Raw genomic sequence first — 17355 nt, 5'->3', positions numbered from 1 at the left:
GATAGGAAAGTATAACATTTCGAGCTTACGGTATAAGCCCGATTTTACTAGTTAGATAAGAAAGTATAAAGTGAGGTGCTAGTAGATAACGAAAAAACCGAATAGCCACGTCCGTATTCATTGCGCAGCAACGAGGTGACTTTACTCCATTACCCTAAGCTAAGTCACCATCGGTTCGTCCCTAAGAGGAAGGCCGACTGAAAACGGGCTTGCCGTCCGACGTCCGCATAAGCCTGTTTTAGTGGCATGATTCCTAAATCTTTCGTTGATTCGTTCCATTCATTATTGTAAACGGCGCCTAGGGTACAATAGATGTTTCTTATATTGTGTTGATACGCTCTTTATACGCTAAGAAGTATATTATTTTACCTTTTGCCCAATAAAGAAGGAGATAAGTCAAGTAATTGAAGATTCCCTTTATCTTAATTTCAAAATATAATTTATATAATTCGACTTTACATTCTCTTTTTAAATATGTAAAGTAATTAACACTCTATTTGGCAAATAAGCTTATAAAAGCTACAATAGTAATAGCTTAGAAAGGGTGTTAGGCAATGCATAAGGAGGAAAGAAGATGTCAAATAATGAAAACACATTTTATATAACTACACCAATTTATTACCCTAGTGGTAATTTGCATATTGGGCATGCATATTCAACAGTTGCCGGAGATGCAATGGCTCGATATAAACGGTTACGTGGTTTTGATGTGATGTATTTAACAGGAACAGATGAGCACGGACAAAAAATACAGAAGAAAGCTACTGAAAATGGCGTCTCACCACAGGAATATGTCGATCACATTGTGGATGGAATTCAAAAGCTATGGAAAAAACTAAAAATATCTAATGATGATTTTATCCGTACGACAGAAGAGCGTCATAAAAAAATTGTCGCTCAAATCTTTGATCAACTTGTTAAACAAGGTGACATTTATTTAGATGAATATGAAGGCTGGTACTGTACGTCTTGTGAATCCTTTTTTACGGAACGTCAACTAGATGATAGTCGTTGCCCAGATTGCGGTGGTCCAGTTGAGAAAGTGAAGGAAGAATCCTACTTCTTTAAAATGAGCAAGTATGTCGACCGTCTTGTTCAGTTTTATGAGGACAATCCAACTTTTATTCAACCTGAAAGTCGTAAAAATGAAATGCTAAATAATTTCATTAAACCAGGACTAGAGGATTTAGCTGTTTCTCGGACGACCTTTGATTGGGGGATTAAAGTTCCTGGTGATCCAAAACATGTTATTTATGTATGGATTGATGCCTTAACGAACTACATAACGGCATTAGGATATGGAACAGAGGATGACACAAAATATCAAAAATATTGGCCGGCAGATGTGCATTTAATGAGTAAAGAAATTGTACGTTTCCATACTATTTATTGGCCAATTATGTTAATGGCGCTAGATCTTCCGTTACCGAAAAAGGTGTTTGCACATGGTTGGATTTTAATGAAGGATGGAAAAATGTCGAAATCAAAAGGCAATGTGATTGACCCAGTTCAATTAATTGATCGTTATGGTTTAGATGCGCTTCGTTATTATTTGTTACGGGAAGTTCCTTTTGGATCAGATGGTGTATTTACGCCAGAAGGATTCGTAGAGCGGACGAATTATGATCTTGCAAATGATTTAGGTAACTTGTTAAATCGTACCGTTGCCATGATTAATAAGTATTTTGCCGGTAAAATGCCAGCATATCGAGCCTCAGAAACAGAATTCGATAGCGCATTAGAAGCGTTTGGCAAACAAACGATAGAAAAAGTGGAAGCAGCAATGGAGGAGATGCAGTTTTCTGTAGCATTAGGAGCTATATGGCAACTAATTAGTCGTACAAATAAATATATTGATGAGACAGAGCCGTGGATGTTGGCAAAAGATGATGCTAACAAAGAACGACTAGGAAATGTCATGGCGCATTTGGCTGAGTATTTACGTAAGGCAGCTGTTATGCTACAGCCATTTCTGACAGAGGCTCCAGCTGAGATTTTCCGTCAGCTTGGTATAACAGAGGACAAGCTAAAAGAATGGAATAGTCTTTATGAAGAAGGGCATATTACAGCAGAACGTATGGTTGTAAGTAAAGGCAAGCCAATTTTCCCACGTTTAGATGCAAAAGATGAAATACAAGCTATTAAAGCAATGATGAATCCACCTAAAACAAAGGAAGAAAAGGTGGAAGATAAGGCAGAAAAAGAACAAATTGTGTTTGATGATTTTATGAAAATTGATATGCGTGTCGCAGAAATATTACAAGCTGAGCCCGTAAAGAAAGCAGATAAGTTATTGAAACTACAGTTAGATTTAGGAACAGAGAAGCGCCAAGTTATCTCAGGCATTGCTGAACATTACAAATCTGAAGAATTAGTTGGCAAAAAGGTCATCTGTGTAACGAATTTGAAGCCTGTTACATTACGTGGAGAAAAATCTGAAGGAATGATTCTCTCTGGAGAGGATGCGACCGGGAAGCTATCTTTAGCTTCTGTGGAGAACTCTCTTCCGAATGGTTCCGTTGTAAAATAGAGGATATAAAAAGACCAATCTCAGGTAGAGTTTGGTCTTTTCCTCACATAAGAAAGTATAACATTTTGGTTTATATTTAAAAAAAACGACGGCGTTTTCCGCATAAGTTTTGATGAAAATCCAAATTTGTCTAAAGTCGTTAAGGAGATGAAAGAATTGTTATTTGATACCCATGTTCATTTAAATGCAAGAAATTTTTTTGAAGATCGTGACGAAATCATTCAACGAGCTTTTGATGCTGAAGTAACACATATGGTGGTCGTCGGTTTTGATCGCGCTACTATTCCACTAGCAATCGAAATTGCAGAACAGTATGAAACCATATATGCAGCTGTAGGTTGGCACCCTGTAGATGCGGTGGATATGACAGAGCAGGAGTTGGAATGGATAGAAGAGTTATCATCTCATCCGAAAGTAGTAGCACTTGGAGAAATGGGATTGGATTATCATTGGGATAAGTCACCGAAAGATGTGCAAAAAGAAGTGTTCCGTAAACAAATTCGGCTAGCAAAGAAACTCCAAATGCCGATTATTATTCATAATCGTGAAGCAACGGAAGATATTATTGCGATTTTACAGGAAGAGCAGGCGGCATCAGTAGGCGGGATCATGCATTGCTATAATGATTCGGTAGATTATATACAGGATTGCCTGGATATGAATTTTTACATTTCTTTAGGAGGACCTGTAACATTTAAAAATGCGACATTACCAAAAGAAGTTGCCGTTAAAGTTCCGTTAGATCGATTATTAATTGAGACCGATGCGCCGTTTTTGGCTCCACATCCATATCGAGGGAAAAGGAATGAACCTGCATATGTAACATTAGTTGCTGAAAAAATTGCAGCGTTACGTGGGATGAGTTTGGAAGAAGTCGGGGAAATAACTACAAAAAATGCACATACGCTCTTCCGTTTATCATAAATATATTATGCTGAACAAGTCTAAACAGAAGGTACCAGCAGCTAGAAAATAATTGGATATAACTGGTAATTAAAGGGCGGCGTGCCACCGATTAAAGCTGCTTTGATTTTAGTGGGGGTTGTCATAAAATTGAATTAATTTGTTAAAAAATAGGAAAAACAAGGCAAAAAGAGAAGCGGCTAAGTAAAGCTCCGTCTCTCTTTTTGCCTTGTTTTATTAGTAGATTAATCCCATATACATCAAGGCTTTTAGGCTTCTGTAGGTTATCTATAAACGCGCACTAATCATTGTGTAATGGAATTGTAATGCAAACGTAATCGGAATGGCTTTGACTTTACATAGTCCTGTTAATATAATCATAGTTGCATGAAAAAGGGAGGCAAAAGCATGCGAAAGGTATCAAAGTTAATGCCTGCATCGACAATGAAACTGGTTTTATCTTTTATTGGGATTTTAGCACTTATTACTTTTTCCGGATTCATTGTATTTGATGCGACAAAGGCAGAAATCGTCATTCATAAAGATGGCGAAGAACAAACGGTAAAGACACATCAAAACACCGTAGAAGAAGCGCTAGCAGAAGCAGGCATTCAGGTTGGCGAGCATGATTACTTGTCCCACAGCATGGACGATTCCATTAAAGACGGAATGGAAATCAGCTATAAGCAAGCGAAGCAAGTGTTCGTGACAGTGAATGGGAAACAGACAGACTATTATACAACAGCAAATACGATAGATAAATTTTTGCAAGAGAATGACCTGTCGTACCATGAGCGTGACAATGTATCTTTTGCTAAAGGTGATAAAATTACAGATGGATTACACTTAGAAATTGACCAAGCATATGAGATTACAATAAACGACGGTACAGATGAAAAGCACGTGTGGACGACTGGTGGAACAGTAGCAGAAGTGCTTAAAGAATCCAATGTAAAAGTGGATAAAGATAGCGATGATAAAGTGAAGCCTAGTTTAAGTAAACAAGTTACAAAAGATACTGTTATTTCAGTTGTTCGTGTTGATAAAGAAAGAGACGAGGTAACGGAAGCGCTCGCATTTGACACAGAGGAAAGAGAAGACAGTGATCTCGCAAAAGGCGAGGAAAAGGTTGTAACTAAAGGTAAAGCTGGTAAAGTAAAGAAGATTTACGAAATAGTAACAGAAAACGGAAAAGAAATAGATAGAAAATTAATTAGTAAAGAGATTATTGAAGAAAGTGAAAATCAAGTTGTTGCAATTGGAACGAAAGAACCGCAACAGAAACAAAATTTAGTTACATTATCCAACAAACAACCAAAATCAAAACATAAAACAAACGGTTCACCTGTTCCTGGTAAAAAGCAAAAAGGTTCAGGAAAAACGTTTACAATGTCAGCAAGCGCGTATACTGCTAGCTGTAACGGATGTTCTGGATTCACTACTACAGGGATTGATTTAAACGCTAATCCCAATCGAAAAGTAATTGCTGTTGATCCAAGCGTTATTCCTTTAGGCTCAAGAGTTTGGGTGCAAGGATACGGAGAAGCAATTGCTGGAGATACGGGTGGTCATATTGTTGGAAATCGAATTGATGTACACGTTCCTTCCAAAAAGGCTGCTTATCGTTGGGGTGTGAAAACCGTAACTGTGAAAGTGCTTAATTAGTAATGTTTATACCTATTTGAAGACGCGATGAAGATGGTTTCGATTATCAAGGATGATAATCGAAACCATTTTTTTGTTAGAAGATAAGAAAATAAAATGAGGTGCTTGGCGATAAGCCAAGTTTTCTAAGGTGATTTTATTTTATCTTCTTTTTCCGTTTCCATCACGTCTATAACAGTCTTATAATGACATATGTTAAAATAAATGAAGTGTTCTATGTGTATCTTAAATACAGAGAAGTTCCATCTATGCTATCTTTATTGTCATATTGTTGACGCCTAAGAAATCATCTAAGAAAAATATAGCTTATGCCAGTAATACCAGGTAATAATCCGATTTTTTTCTAAAAATGAAAGATAAAGGAAGAGGGAAGACTTGTGAAGGTGAAGGAAGTAATTGTAGTAGAAGGAAAAGATGATACAGCTAAAATTAACCAGGCTGTTGATGCAGATACAATTGAGACGAATGGATCGGCCATTCATACATCTATTATAAAACAGATTCAGCATGCAAAAGATAAACGAGGAGTTATTATTTTTACAGATCCTGACTATCCTGGTGAGCGCATTCGTCATATTGTTGATCAAGCTGTACCAGGTTGTAAGCATGCTTTTTTAACACGTAATGAAGCTCGTGCTAAAAATTCGACAACAAAGAATTTAGGGGTGGAGCATGCGTCTATCGAGGATATAAAAAAGGCATTAGAATCTGTTTATGAGCTGCAACCGGTACGAGAGAGTGAAATAACGAAAGCGGAGTTAATGCATCATGGATTCATTGGAGGTCAGGAAGCGAACAAAAGACGAGAGCAGCTTGGTGAGTTATTGCAAATTGGGCATACGAATGGCAAGCAGTTATTAAAACGCTTAACGATGTTTGGTATTGGAAAAGCTGAGTTTGAAAGAGCAGTATTGCAAATGGATCAAGAGAGGAAAGAGAAAAATGACCAATCATAAATTTATTGCTACGCCATCACGAACGAAAGAAATTTTAAAGAAATATCATTTTTCTTTTAAAAAAAGCTTAGGGCAGAACTTTTTAATTGACAGTAATATTTTAAGTAATATTATTCGCCAAGCAGGAATTGATAAGGAGTCTGGTGTGATTGAAATAGGTCCTGGTATTGGAGCGTTGACAGAACATTTAGCTATTCATAGTCAAAAGGTATTCGCATTTGAAATTGACCAACGTCTAATACCAGTATTAGAGGATACGCTTGCACCCTATGATAATGTCGAGGTTGTACATGAGGATATTTTAAAAGCAAACGTTCGTGACATGATAGCGACGCATTTTCATCCAGAACAGCCTGTTCATCTTGTAGCTAACTTGCCTTACTATATAACTACTCCGATCTTAATGAAATTATTACGTGATCAATTGCCAATTGATAGCTTCACGGTAATGATTCAAAAGGAAGTTGCTGAACGAATGGCAGCTAAACCGAATACCAAAAGTTATGGTTCGCTAACATTAGCTGTCCAATATTACACAGAAGCAGAAGTTGTTATGCAAGTTCCAAAACGTGTATTTATGCCCCAACCTAATGTCGATTCCAGTATCTTGCGTTTAGTTAGACGGACGAAAGCTCCTGTAAATGTTGTAGATGAAGATTTCTTTTTCACACTGATACAAGCAAGTTTTGCCCAGCGTCGGAAAACATTGCGTAATAATCTATCCAATCATTTTAAAGATAAGTTGACGAAAGAGGAAGTTGGTCTTATTTTACAACAAAGTGGCATTGATGGAGGAAGACGTGGAGAGTCTCTAACGATGGAGGAGTTTGCGTTATTGGCTAACACGTTTATTGCTTCTTCTAAGGCGTGATAGGTGTCATCTGTAGAAAAACTTGGCAAAGAGCCAAGTTTTTTAATGGTGTAGGAAATTATAAAATTTTGCAGCTGTGGATAAACTTACTAATTTATTTAGCCACGTCCGGCTCCAGCGCCCAGCAACTAGGCGACTTCACGAATCGCCCTACGATAAGTCATCATTGGTACGTGTAACACCGTCTCACCATGATTCCTAAAACTTTAGTTGCTTCGTTCCACTCGCTACGTTGCTAACCGGGCGCTTGCGCCTTTGTTCTTAAAAAGCCTGTACAATAGAGAACACAGGGATAAACGCACAGTTTTTTATTTATAATCATACGATATAGCATAAGTTTTAAGCTCAGGAAGGCTGTGAGATATAGTATGAGTTATTCGAAGGGTGATTTAGTCACAAGGTACTCTTATCAGCATGATATATTATTTCGGGTTTCTTCTGTGAAAAAAGAGCTTGTCGATTTAGTAGGAGAGGAAGTGCGTTTGAAAGCGGATTCTCCAATAGATGATTTGAAATTGGTGGAAGAAAGAGAGCTACAAAAACGGAGGCAACAAGGGAAAGAGAGTGAAGAATTTTCCTATCGGCTATTTCGTCAAGATTATCAATTGTTAAAAGAAAAAAGACAATACCAAGCTACGGACGGTTTTATACACGAAGCCTCCTATTTTCAATTGCCTGCAAAAGTGTTGCACATTGATGGGGATGCAATGTATTTAAAAAAATGTATTGAATTATATCAGCGAATCGGATTGCAAGTACATGGAGTACATTTATATGAACGCGATATGCCTGTAAGGATTACAGAATTCATAGAAAAAATTCAGCCAAATATCATTGTTATTACTGGGCATGACGCTTTTTCTAAAAATAAAGGAGAAAAGCAAGATCTACGTGCTTATCGCAATTCAAGGTATTTTATTGAAGCTGTACGAGAGGCGAGGCGGACAAATCCAAATTTGGATCAGCTCGTCATTTTTGCAGGAGCGTGTCAATCGCATTTTGAGCTGTTAGTTCGGGCAGGGGCTAATTTTGCTAGTTCACCATTTCGAGTCAATATTCATGCGTTAGACCCTGTCTATATTGCTGCTAAAGTTGCATATACACCTTTTATGGAAAAAGTGAGCGTATGGGATGCTATTCGAACTACACTGACAGGAGACAAAGGGATGGGCGGTGTTGAAACGAGAGGATTATTACGTACAGGTTTACCATATATGGAAGAGACTTAAAGAAAGGAGGTACGATTGATTAAGTTCATTCAAATACTTTACAAAAAAAGCATAGAGAATAACGTTAAGCGATGTGGCAAATAAGTTTGAAAGTTGTCAACCTTTTTTCTACTCAATCACTGTAAAATAACATTTAATTACCAATGTAAAAATAAAGTCAAGTTTTTCTAAAAAAATGTGCATAAAAAGTAATTAAAAACAAATAATAAACGAAAATACGAAAAAATATATTGACATCAAAAAAGTAATATTGGTATAATATAAAGTTTTGCTTGACGTTTGTACAAGTTCGTGGTATGATAATTACAGTGAGGTGGAGTATAGTGGCGAAAACATTAATCGAAATTAAGCAAGGTCTTGAAGGTCATGTTGGAAAACGGTTAAAGCTTACAGCAAATGGTGGAAGAAGAAAGACCATTGAGCGTTCCGGCATCTTAGCAGAAACATATCCTTCTGTATTTATTGTTGAGCTTGACCAAGAAGAAAATGCATTCGAACGTGTTTCATACAGCTATGCAGATGTTTTAACAGAAACAGTAGAGCTTCGCTTTGCAGATGATAAAAACATTGCGTCAGTGCTTGAGCAGTAGCCTAAGGTTTACTGCTTTTATTTTTATGCTAAATTAACAAAATAATCAAAAAACATAGTTGTTATTTCCTTTTTTGCTGTTTAATAACAGTTGTATATGGAATGAAAAAGCATATACTAAGTTTGTCGTATCATAACCAATACGCATTTAAAAGGGGGACTGTCTTCGTGGCTAGAAGACGTGGAATGATGTCGGATCATTTAAAAGAAGAAATTGCAAAAGAGTTAGGGTTTTACGACACGGTGCAAAGGGAAGGATGGGGCGGCATTAAAGCGCGCGATGCTGGAAATATGGTGAAACGTGCCATTGAAAGAGCGGAAGCTAGTATGAGACAAGACAAATCCTAATCGGGTTTGTCTTGTTTTTTCACCCTATAGGAAAGCGAAGAAAGAGTTTTCAATAGTCCCCTGCTTTTGCAGGTGAAAAAACCCCTCTTAGGTAGAAGTTAGACTGTGTAAAACAGTTGATAATGTTAAGCTAACGGAGGAAAACCCGGAGACTCCTTGTTGTACAATGTTTCACTGACGTAGCTTTCCTTGTCCCGTGGGAAAGTGTAGTGCAATTTCTCGCAGTAAAAAGCGAACTATTTTTACAGTAGGCGGGAAGCAGTTTTTCAGAAACAGTAATCACCTAGATTTCGCTTGCAAGAAAAACTCGACACATACGCATTTATTTGCGTTTCACGCAGTTGAATGGAATGTGTTACAATTTTAATATCTTTAAACAAGAGGGTGACGGGTGATGGTAATTTTTGAAAAAGCACCTGCAAAAATAAATTTATCATTGGACGTACGAAGTAAAAGAAGCGACGGGTACCATAACATTGAAATGATTATGACAACCATTGATTTAGCTGATCGTATTTGTTTATATGAATTACCTGAGGACCGGATCGAAATATCATTGGAAAGTAGATTTGTTCCAAGTGATAAACGCAATTTAGCTTACCAAGCTGCCTTAGCTTTGAAGCAAGCGTATGGTATCCATAGAGGTGTACATATAACAATTGAAAAAAACATCCCCGTCTCTGCAGGACTAGCAGGTGGTAGTGCCGACGCTGCTGCCGTATTAAAAGGTTTAAATCGTTTGTGGTCACTTGGCCTTTCAGAAACTGAATTAGCAAGTGTAGGTGCGTTATTAGGTACAGATGTGCCGTTTTGTATATATGGAAAAACGGCAATAGCTAAAGGTAGGGGAGAAATTGTCCAACGGCTCCTCTCACCGCCGCCATGTTGGGTCGTTTTAGCTAAACCGGATATTGGTATTTCTTCAGGAACTATTTTTCAACGCATAGTGGTGGAAGATATTGTTCATCCTAACACAAAAGCTGTTAGGGAAGCGTTAGCGGAAGGAAATTTTAATAAGCTATGTTTAAGCTTAGGTAATGCATTAGAACCGATAACGATAAAACAACACCCAGAAGTGCAGCGTATTAAAACGGCTTTACAACAAGCAGGCGCTTCTGGCGTACTTATGAGTGGAAGTGGTCCGACAGTCTATGGTCTCGTAGAGCATGAAAGTAAAGCGAGAAAAATCTATAATGGGATGAGAGGTTTTTGTGAAGAAGTTTATTATGTACGATTATTAGGTTGAAAACCTTTGTAAAAAACGTATATTGATGGTATATTTAGAGGAAAATATTCGGTTTTGAGGTGTGGAAATGAAAAGAAGTAACCGTTTAGTTGCTCTAACCAATTTTTTTCTTGAAAATCCTCGGACGCACACACAATTTCCTTATTTTGTTTCACAATTAGCTACTACGAAAGCTTCTATTAGTGAAGATATGGATATTATTGATGCGGTGTTTCGGAGTGAAGGGATTGGCTATTTGCAACGGACGACAGGTGCAGGAGGCGGGGTGAAGTTTATACCTGCATGCGTTGATGAAAAAAATAAATGCTTTGTTGAAGCATTACGACAAAAGTTAAAAGATCCTGTTCGTATCCTTCCAGGCGGGTATCTATATATGAGCGATCTGTTAGGCGATCCGAAGACGGTACGAGAAATTGGGCGTGTATTTGCTTCAACATTTTCTAAAAAAAATATTGATGTTGTTGTTACCGTTGCTACAAAAGGGATTCCATTGGCATACGCTGTTGCCTCTTTTTTGAATGTACCGGTAGTTATTGTACGCAGAGATCCAAAGGTAACAGAAGGGTCCTCTGTAAGCATTAATTATGTATCTGGATCATCTAGAAAAATTCAGACCATGGTGTTGCCGAAACGCAGTTTATCGGAAGGAGCAAAAGTCTGTATTATTGATGATTTTATGAAAGCAGGTGGAACCATTACTGGCATGATTAATTTACTAGAGGAATTTCATGCAACGGTACAAGCAATAGGTGTCTTAGCTGAAGCAGATGATGAGGAAGAAGAGCGCGTCATTAATGACTATACATCTCTAATAAAAATATCAAATGTCGATATGAAAAAGAAGGCAATCGATGTTCATTTTGGTAATTTTATCCAATAAAAGTTTTATTGTTTAACTACATTGGAAACAAACTAAAATTTTTTTGAAACAGCCTTTAGAAGTAATTCACTAGTCTTTTGTATAGGACACGGTAGTATGTATACTAAGCGGTGGAGATGTTTCCACTAACGAGCTGTTACTAATAATAATTTAAAAATATACTAAAATTGACACAATTGATATTTGTTCGTTTCTCCGTTTCCTTGGTAAAAACGATTGATAGTTCGGGATGTAAGGTGCTGTAAGGATTCCACTTCTAGAGATGGAAGAAGCCAAAAGTAACAGCACCTAAGTCTCCTTTTCGTAATAGGCTTCTAGGTTTCCTCCTCTAGGTACTAACGACCAGTGTGAAGAAGGAAAAAGATATACTTTGTGAAGACAAGCTGTCATTTTTTAACTGTTGATATAAATGTTTTATTTTTTTTAATATTTTAGCAGGAGTTTTAATAGTTTTGTTGAACTAGTTTATATAGATTCCTATTTGAAAAGGTGGTGACACATCATGGAAGTAACTGACGTTAGGTTACGCCGCGTTAATACGGAAGGCAGAATGAGAGCGATTGCATCTATTACGTTGGATCAGGAATTTGTTGTCCATGATATCCGAGTGATTGACGGTAACAATGGGCTATTTGTTGCGATGCCATCCAAGCGAACGCCGGATGGAGAATTTAGGGATATCGCTCATCCTATTAATTCTGGTACAAGAGCGAAAATTCAGGACGCTGTATTAGAAGAGTATCGCAAAGCAGGAGATGAGGAAGTAAAATACGAAGAAGCTGGGGCTTCCTAATTCATCTAAATAATATTGTTTACGAAAACAACTAGAGGTCTAATCTACATAAGGTTAGCCTTCTTTTTTTATTGTAAACGTTTACTTAATTCTGGGAATTATTTGTAAAATGATAGGATTGCGCCTTAGGATTCCCTTTTTTCCAGTCCATATATAGGGAAGGAAAGAAAAGCCTTTACTTTTGTTGTTTTCCTTTCATAGTTTATCTATTGAAATGAGCAGGTATTTAAGATATATTCATAATGGATAAAGTGAAATTTCATTTAATAGAAGTTTTTCCTTCGTCTTCTACGGAATAGTTCCTACCTAGAGGGTATAGCCCAAAAACCCTTGGACAGAGCAGGCATTTGGGTGCTGTCATCTTTCACTTACACTATGAACTCATGAAGAGAGAGTTTTTTCAGCACATAATATGCGTATGCGAGAAATTTGAAATGTTGGAGGTCCTTTATATGACAAATCGATATGCTGTCATACTGGCAGCTGGGCAAGGTACCAGGATGAAATCGAAGCTTTACAAAGTACTCCATCCTGTAGCGGGTCGCCCCATGGTTCAACACGTCATCGAACAAGTTGGTGGCGTAAATGTCGATAAAATCATTACTATTGTCGGTTTTGGTGCGGAAGATGTAAAGAAACAACTCGGACCAAAAAGTGAGTACGTTCTTCAAGAAGAGCAGTTGGGGACTGGGCATGCAGTTGTTCAAGCTAAAGCGCTTTTAGAAGATAAGGAAGGTACAACGATAGTGGTGTGTGGTGATACACCTTTAATAACCAAGGAGACGTATCAAGCGTTGATTGAACATCATGAACATTCAGAGGCAAAAGCTACGATACTAACAGCAAAAGCTTCTAATCCGTACGGGTATGGTCGCGTACTTAGAAATAAGCAAAATGATGTGGAACGGATTGTGGAACATAAAGATGCGAATGAGGTCGAGCTACTTGTAGATGAAATAAATACGGGTACATACTGTTTTGATAATCAAGCTTTGTTTCAGGCGCTAGAACATGTTTCCAATGATAACGCACAAGGGGAGTATTACTTGCCGGATGTAATTGAAATTCTCCAAACAAAAGGGGAGACTGTGAGCGCGTATCGAACAGCGCACTTTGAGGAAACATTAGGGATAAATGATCGTGTTGCTTTAGCGCAAGCAGAGAAAATCATGAAGCAACGTGTGAATGAAAGACATATGCGTAACGGTGTAGCTATCATTGATCCGGATCAAACCTATATTGAACCGAGTGTAACGATTGGTGCTGACACAATCATTCATCCTGGTACAATGATTAAAGGCGATACCGTCATTGAGGAAAATGCAGAAATCGGCCCGTATTCCGAGCTAACCAATTGTCATGTTGGAAATGGCACGATAATTAAACAAAGTGTGGTAAATGATAGCAAGATAGGTAATGATGTGAAGGTTGGTCCATATGCACATATAAGACCTGATAGTGCAATTGGTAACCACGTGAAAATTGGAAACTTTGTAGAAATAAAAAAGACAAGCTTAGGTGAAGATAGTAAAGTTTCTCATTTAAGTTATATTGGTGATGCACAAGTCGGAAGCAATGTAAACGTAGGTTGTGGTACAATAACAGTGAACTATGATGGCAAGCACAAATATGTAACAACCATTGAAGATGAATCATTTATAGGCTGCAATTCAAATTTAGTTGCGCCTGTGACAATTGGAAAAGGTTCTTATATTGCTGCTGGTTCTACAATTAATAAGGACGTGCCAGAGGGTTCTTTATCGATTGCTCGTGCAAGGCAAACGAATAAAGAAGGATATGCGGAAAAAATTAAAAATCGGAAAAAAGACTAACGGAGGGTTCTAACAAATGGCAGCTAGTTACAAGGATTCATCCTTGAAAGTTTTTACATTAAATTCCAACCCACAATTGGCTGAGGAGATTGCTAGTCATATTGGTACGACACTAGGGAAATGTGCTGTATCTCGATTTAGTGATGGAGAAATTCAAATTAATATTGAAGAAAGCATCCGTGGTTGTGATGTTTATGTCGTTCAGTCCACATGCTCACCGGTGAATGAGCATTTGATGGAATTATTAATTATGATTGATGCTTTGAAACGTGCATCTGCAAAGTCAATTAATATTGTTATGCCTTATTATGGGTACGCTAGACAAGATCGAAAAGCAAGATCAAGAGAACCGATCGCAGCAAAACTAGTAGCCGACCTATTAGAAACAGCTGGATCTGATCGGGTGATAACACTTGATTTACACGCACCGCAAATTCAAGGCTTTTTTGATAGCCCGATCGATCATTTACAAGGTGTGCCAATTCTTTCCGATTATTTTGAAGCAAAGAACTTGGAAGATATTATTATTATGTCACCAGACCATGGCGGGGTGACACGCGCCAGAAAGATGGCTGATCGCTTGAAGGCGCCAATTGGAATAATTGATAAGCGCAGACCGCGACCTAATGTGGCTGAAGTAATGAATATTGTCGGGAATATTGAAGGGAAGACAGCCATTTTAATTGATGATATCATTGATACTGCAGGTACAATTACTTTAGCAGCAAATGCATTAATTGAAAATGGTGCCAAGGAAGTATATGCTTGTTGTACACATCCCGTATTATCTGGCCCAGCAATGCAACGAATTAATGATTCAAAAATTAAAGAATTGGTTGTAACCAATTCGATTCCTTTACCAGATGATAAGCGAATCGATAAAATTACACCACTTTCTGTCGCTCCTTTAATTGGTGAAGCGATTGTTCGTGTGCATGAATTGCAATCCGTTAGTATTTTGTTTGATTAATGTTTAGGTTTTAGCCGAAACGGGTAATATTTGTGATGGAGGTTTATTTGTGCAGAGTAAATGAGTGCGAGTCTGAAGGCTCTTATATACGAAAGCGAATAAATAATGTAAGATTGAAATATTGGCAACAAACGAAGGTTTTTAACTAATTTGGAGGGTGATTAACGTGGCAGTAAAACTAGCAGCGCAACGAAGAGAAGATCATACGAAATCAGCAACAAAAGAAATTAGAAATAGCGGACGTGTTCCAGCTGTAATCTATGGAAAAGCAAAAGAATCGAAGTCGATTGCTGTAGATAGTGTTGAATTGATCAAAACAGTTCGTGACGAGGGTAGAAATGCGATTATCTCACTTCACATTGAAGATGAAAAACCTGTAGATGTGATGCTACATGAATATCAAATTGATCCATTAAAAGATGAACTTGTCCATGCTGACTTTTATATTGTAGATATGGCTGAAGAGATGGATGTGGAAGTGAATATCCACATAGAGGGAGAAGCAAAAGGTACGAAAGATGGCGGTGTCTTGCAGCAACCATTATATGCGTTGCAAGTGCGTGCGAAACCAGCTGACATTCCTGAAGAAATCGTTGTTGATGTTTCTGATTTAGATATTGGAGATAGTATTGCAGTGTCTGATATTGACATTCAAGGAAAATACGAACTCTTAGATGATCCAGTTACCACGGTTGTAACGGTATCAGCGCCAGATACGTTAGAGGACATTGAAAAGGCACCAGCTGAGAATGCAGAGCCAGAATTAGTAGATGGAGAAAAGGAAGCATAAGTTTTGACTACTATAAAACTAAGTAAGAGGTAGTTGCGGTAAAAGCAAGCGTGTTGCAATATGTCAAAGGAAGGATCATTATTTTATCCTTTTGGAAAGCCATAGCCATATGGCTAGCAACTCATCATGTCCTATTGACTATTGGGTGGGGTCGCTCATTTCGAACACGGTAAGTGAAGATAAGTGAACGCAACTCTCCCTCCTAATTAGGAGGGAGAGTTGCGTTGTATGATTTTTATCAGGTTGTAAAGGCCTGCTATTATAAGGGAAAAGCTTAGCTTTTGCCCATAAAGACATGCAGATAGTTAAATTTTTTAATAATCCCATTCATAGGTTTAAAATGAAAAAGATAAAGGAAGTACGTTTATGAAATGTATTATAGGTTTAGGAAACCCAGGGAAAAAATATCATCAGACGAGACATAACATTGGTTTTATGGTAATTGATGAATTATTGCAACGTCATCAGCTAACATTGGATAAATCAAAATTTAAAGCAGATTACACGATGGTGCAGATGGGACAGGAAAAAGTGATGTTTGTAAAACCACAAACATTTATGAACCTTTCTGGTGATGCTATAAGGCCAATAATTGACTATTACAACATTGATTTATCGAATGTTTTGATTATTTTTGATGATTTGGATTTGCCAGTCGGTAAAATTAGGCTTCGTCAAAAAGGTGGTCATGGAGGTCATAATGGCATTAGATCAATTATCGACCATGTTGGGACGAAGGATTTTAAACGGATTCGAATTGGTATCGGTAGGCCTGATGTCTCACAATCCATTATTCATTATGTGCTACAAAGATTTCCAAAACATGAAACATCTGAGGTAACGCTTAGTGTGCAAAAAGCAGCCGATGCATGTGACGCGTGGATAGAACGTCCATTTCCTGAAGTTATGAATGAATATAATCAATAATTACCACATATAAAAAACAAACAGCGTTTTTTGCTCTATAACTCTTTTTAGGGTCTATAGTATAAGGAAACTACAGTTTTTGCTATCAAGATTTAGCATGAAGTCAAGTTTTGCTAGCGCTTGGATGCGGTTGTTAATACACATAAACGAAAGTATATTTTTAACGGGAACTACTTGAATAGCTGGTGTGCATTTAGGTTAAACTAGTTACTAACAATTGAAGTAAAATGATTTTTTACTTGGCGGGTGCTATAAGTATAGTAGCTGCTATAAGGTTTTTAAATCGTATTGGAGGCGGTTCCCGTTGACAATGATATACTTGTGTAAGCATTGTGGACAAAAACTAGGAAGTATACAACAACACATGATTGATTTATCCATATTAGGATTTGACCAATTATCAGTGAAGGATAAAGAAGAAATGATTGTTTATAAACCAAATGGGGATATGCATATCAAGGTGATTTGCGAAGACTGCCAAGATACACTAGGTCAACATCCTCACTATCATGAATTAGATTTCTTTATACAATAGAACATGTGGTTAGCCTTTGGTGCAGCGTAGCCAAGGCATTTTTGCACTTGTAAAAGAATGGAAAGAAGCACGCAATATTTTAAAAAGATAAGAAAGTATAAAACTGAGGTGCCAGTGGATATGGAGATAACTGAATAGCCACACCCTGCTCAACTGGGTGACTTCACGAAATCGCCCTAAGCTAAGTCATCATCGGTTCGTGGCTAAGAGGAAGGCCGACTAAAAACGGACTTGCCGCCCGACGTCGGCATACCACTGCTTTAGTAGCATATGATTCCTTTATCTCGTTGA

Annotated in this window: 16 protein-coding genes; all 16 read left to right on the top strand. The window is 37.6% G+C overall.

Going from position 1 to position 17355, the window contains the following annotated elements; all coding sequences use genetic code 11:
• Nucleotides 1–574: 574 nt before the first annotated feature.
• Complete coding sequence (metG, locus tag HLX49_RS04710) at nt 575–2530, top strand: methionine--tRNA ligase (protein WP_077701779.1); 1956 nt, start codon at nt 575–577, stop codon at nt 2528–2530.
• A 156-nt stretch (nt 2531–2686) separates the two neighbouring features.
• Nucleotides 2687–3454: a TatD family hydrolase gene (locus HLX49_RS04705; RefSeq protein WP_077701780.1), complete on the top strand. Its 768-nt coding sequence runs from the start codon at nt 2687–2689 to the stop codon at nt 3452–3454.
• A gap of 387 nt (nt 3455–3841) precedes the next feature.
• The gene (locus HLX49_RS04700) at nt 3842–5098 is read left to right on the top strand and encodes a resuscitation-promoting factor (RefSeq protein ID WP_077701781.1); all 1257 of its coding nucleotides are present in this window, start codon (nt 3842–3844) and stop codon (nt 5096–5098) included.
• Nucleotides 5099–5475: 377 nt separating this feature from the next.
• A complete protein-coding gene (gene rnmV, locus HLX49_RS04695; RefSeq protein ID WP_077701782.1) occupies nt 5476–6054 on the top strand; it encodes a ribonuclease M5 in 579 nt (192 codons plus the stop codon).
• Nucleotides 6041–6925: a 16S rRNA (adenine(1518)-N(6)/adenine(1519)-N(6))-dimethyltransferase RsmA gene (rsmA, locus tag HLX49_RS04690; protein ID WP_077701783.1), complete on the top strand. Its 885-nt coding sequence runs from the start codon at nt 6041–6043 to the stop codon at nt 6923–6925. Before rnmV ends, rsmA begins: the two co-directional genes overlap by 14 nt.
• A gap of 368 nt (nt 6926–7293) precedes the next feature.
• Nucleotides 7294–8154: a sporulation peptidase YabG gene (yabG, locus tag HLX49_RS04685; RefSeq protein WP_296360929.1), complete on the top strand. Its 861-nt coding sequence runs from the start codon at nt 7294–7296 to the stop codon at nt 8152–8154.
• 323 nt (nt 8155–8477) lie between these two features.
• Complete coding sequence (gene veg, locus HLX49_RS04680; RefSeq protein WP_073011537.1) at nt 8478–8744, top strand: biofilm formation stimulator Veg; 267 nt, start codon at nt 8478–8480, stop codon at nt 8742–8744.
• 167 nt (nt 8745–8911) lie between these two features.
• On the top strand, nt 8912–9091 hold the full coding sequence (locus tag HLX49_RS04675; RefSeq protein WP_077701785.1) for a small, acid-soluble spore protein, alpha/beta type: 180 nt from the start codon (nt 8912–8914) through the stop codon (nt 9089–9091).
• Between the two features lie 394 nt (nt 9092–9485).
• Complete coding sequence (ispE, locus tag HLX49_RS04670) at nt 9486–10337, top strand: 4-(cytidine 5'-diphospho)-2-C-methyl-D-erythritol kinase (protein WP_296360937.1); 852 nt, start codon at nt 9486–9488, stop codon at nt 10335–10337.
• 67 nt (nt 10338–10404) lie between these two features.
• Nucleotides 10405–11217: a pur operon repressor gene (gene purR, locus HLX49_RS04665; protein WP_296360928.1), complete on the top strand. Its 813-nt coding sequence runs from the start codon at nt 10405–10407 to the stop codon at nt 11215–11217.
• Between the two features lie 502 nt (nt 11218–11719).
• The gene (gene spoVG, locus HLX49_RS04660; RefSeq protein ID WP_077701788.1) at nt 11720–12010 is read left to right on the top strand and encodes a septation regulator SpoVG; all 291 of its coding nucleotides are present in this window, start codon (nt 11720–11722) and stop codon (nt 12008–12010) included.
• A gap of 452 nt (nt 12011–12462) precedes the next feature.
• Entirely contained in the window at nt 12463–13842 is a 1380-nt protein-coding gene (gene glmU / locus HLX49_RS04655; RefSeq protein ID WP_077701789.1) for a bifunctional UDP-N-acetylglucosamine diphosphorylase/glucosamine-1-phosphate N-acetyltransferase GlmU, read from the top strand.
• A gap of 16 nt (nt 13843–13858) precedes the next feature.
• A complete protein-coding gene (locus tag HLX49_RS04650) occupies nt 13859–14812 on the top strand; it encodes a ribose-phosphate diphosphokinase (RefSeq protein ID WP_077701790.1) in 954 nt (317 codons plus the stop codon).
• Nucleotides 14813–14978: 166 nt separating this feature from the next.
• The gene (locus HLX49_RS04645) at nt 14979–15602 is read left to right on the top strand and encodes a 50S ribosomal protein L25/general stress protein Ctc (RefSeq protein ID WP_077701791.1); all 624 of its coding nucleotides are present in this window, start codon (nt 14979–14981) and stop codon (nt 15600–15602) included.
• A gap of 366 nt (nt 15603–15968) precedes the next feature.
• Nucleotides 15969–16529, top strand: a complete 561-nt coding sequence (gene pth / locus HLX49_RS04640) for an aminoacyl-tRNA hydrolase (protein ID WP_296360927.1) — start codon at nt 15969–15971, stop codon at nt 16527–16529.
• A 310-nt stretch (nt 16530–16839) separates the two neighbouring features.
• Nucleotides 16840–17064 carry an anti-sigma-F factor Fin gene (fin, locus tag HLX49_RS04635; protein WP_309545276.1) on the top strand — a complete coding sequence of 75 codons (225 nt, stop codon included), beginning with the start codon at nt 16840–16842 and terminating at the stop codon, nt 17062–17064.
• Nucleotides 17065–17355: the final 291 nt, after the last annotated feature.

This window comes from Virgibacillus sp. (assembly GCF_013393565.1).
Lineage (GTDB): Bacteria > Bacillota > Bacilli > Bacillales > Amphibacillaceae > Virgibacillus > Virgibacillus dokdonensis.
This window is presented reverse-complemented; position numbering and strand designations above follow the sequence as displayed.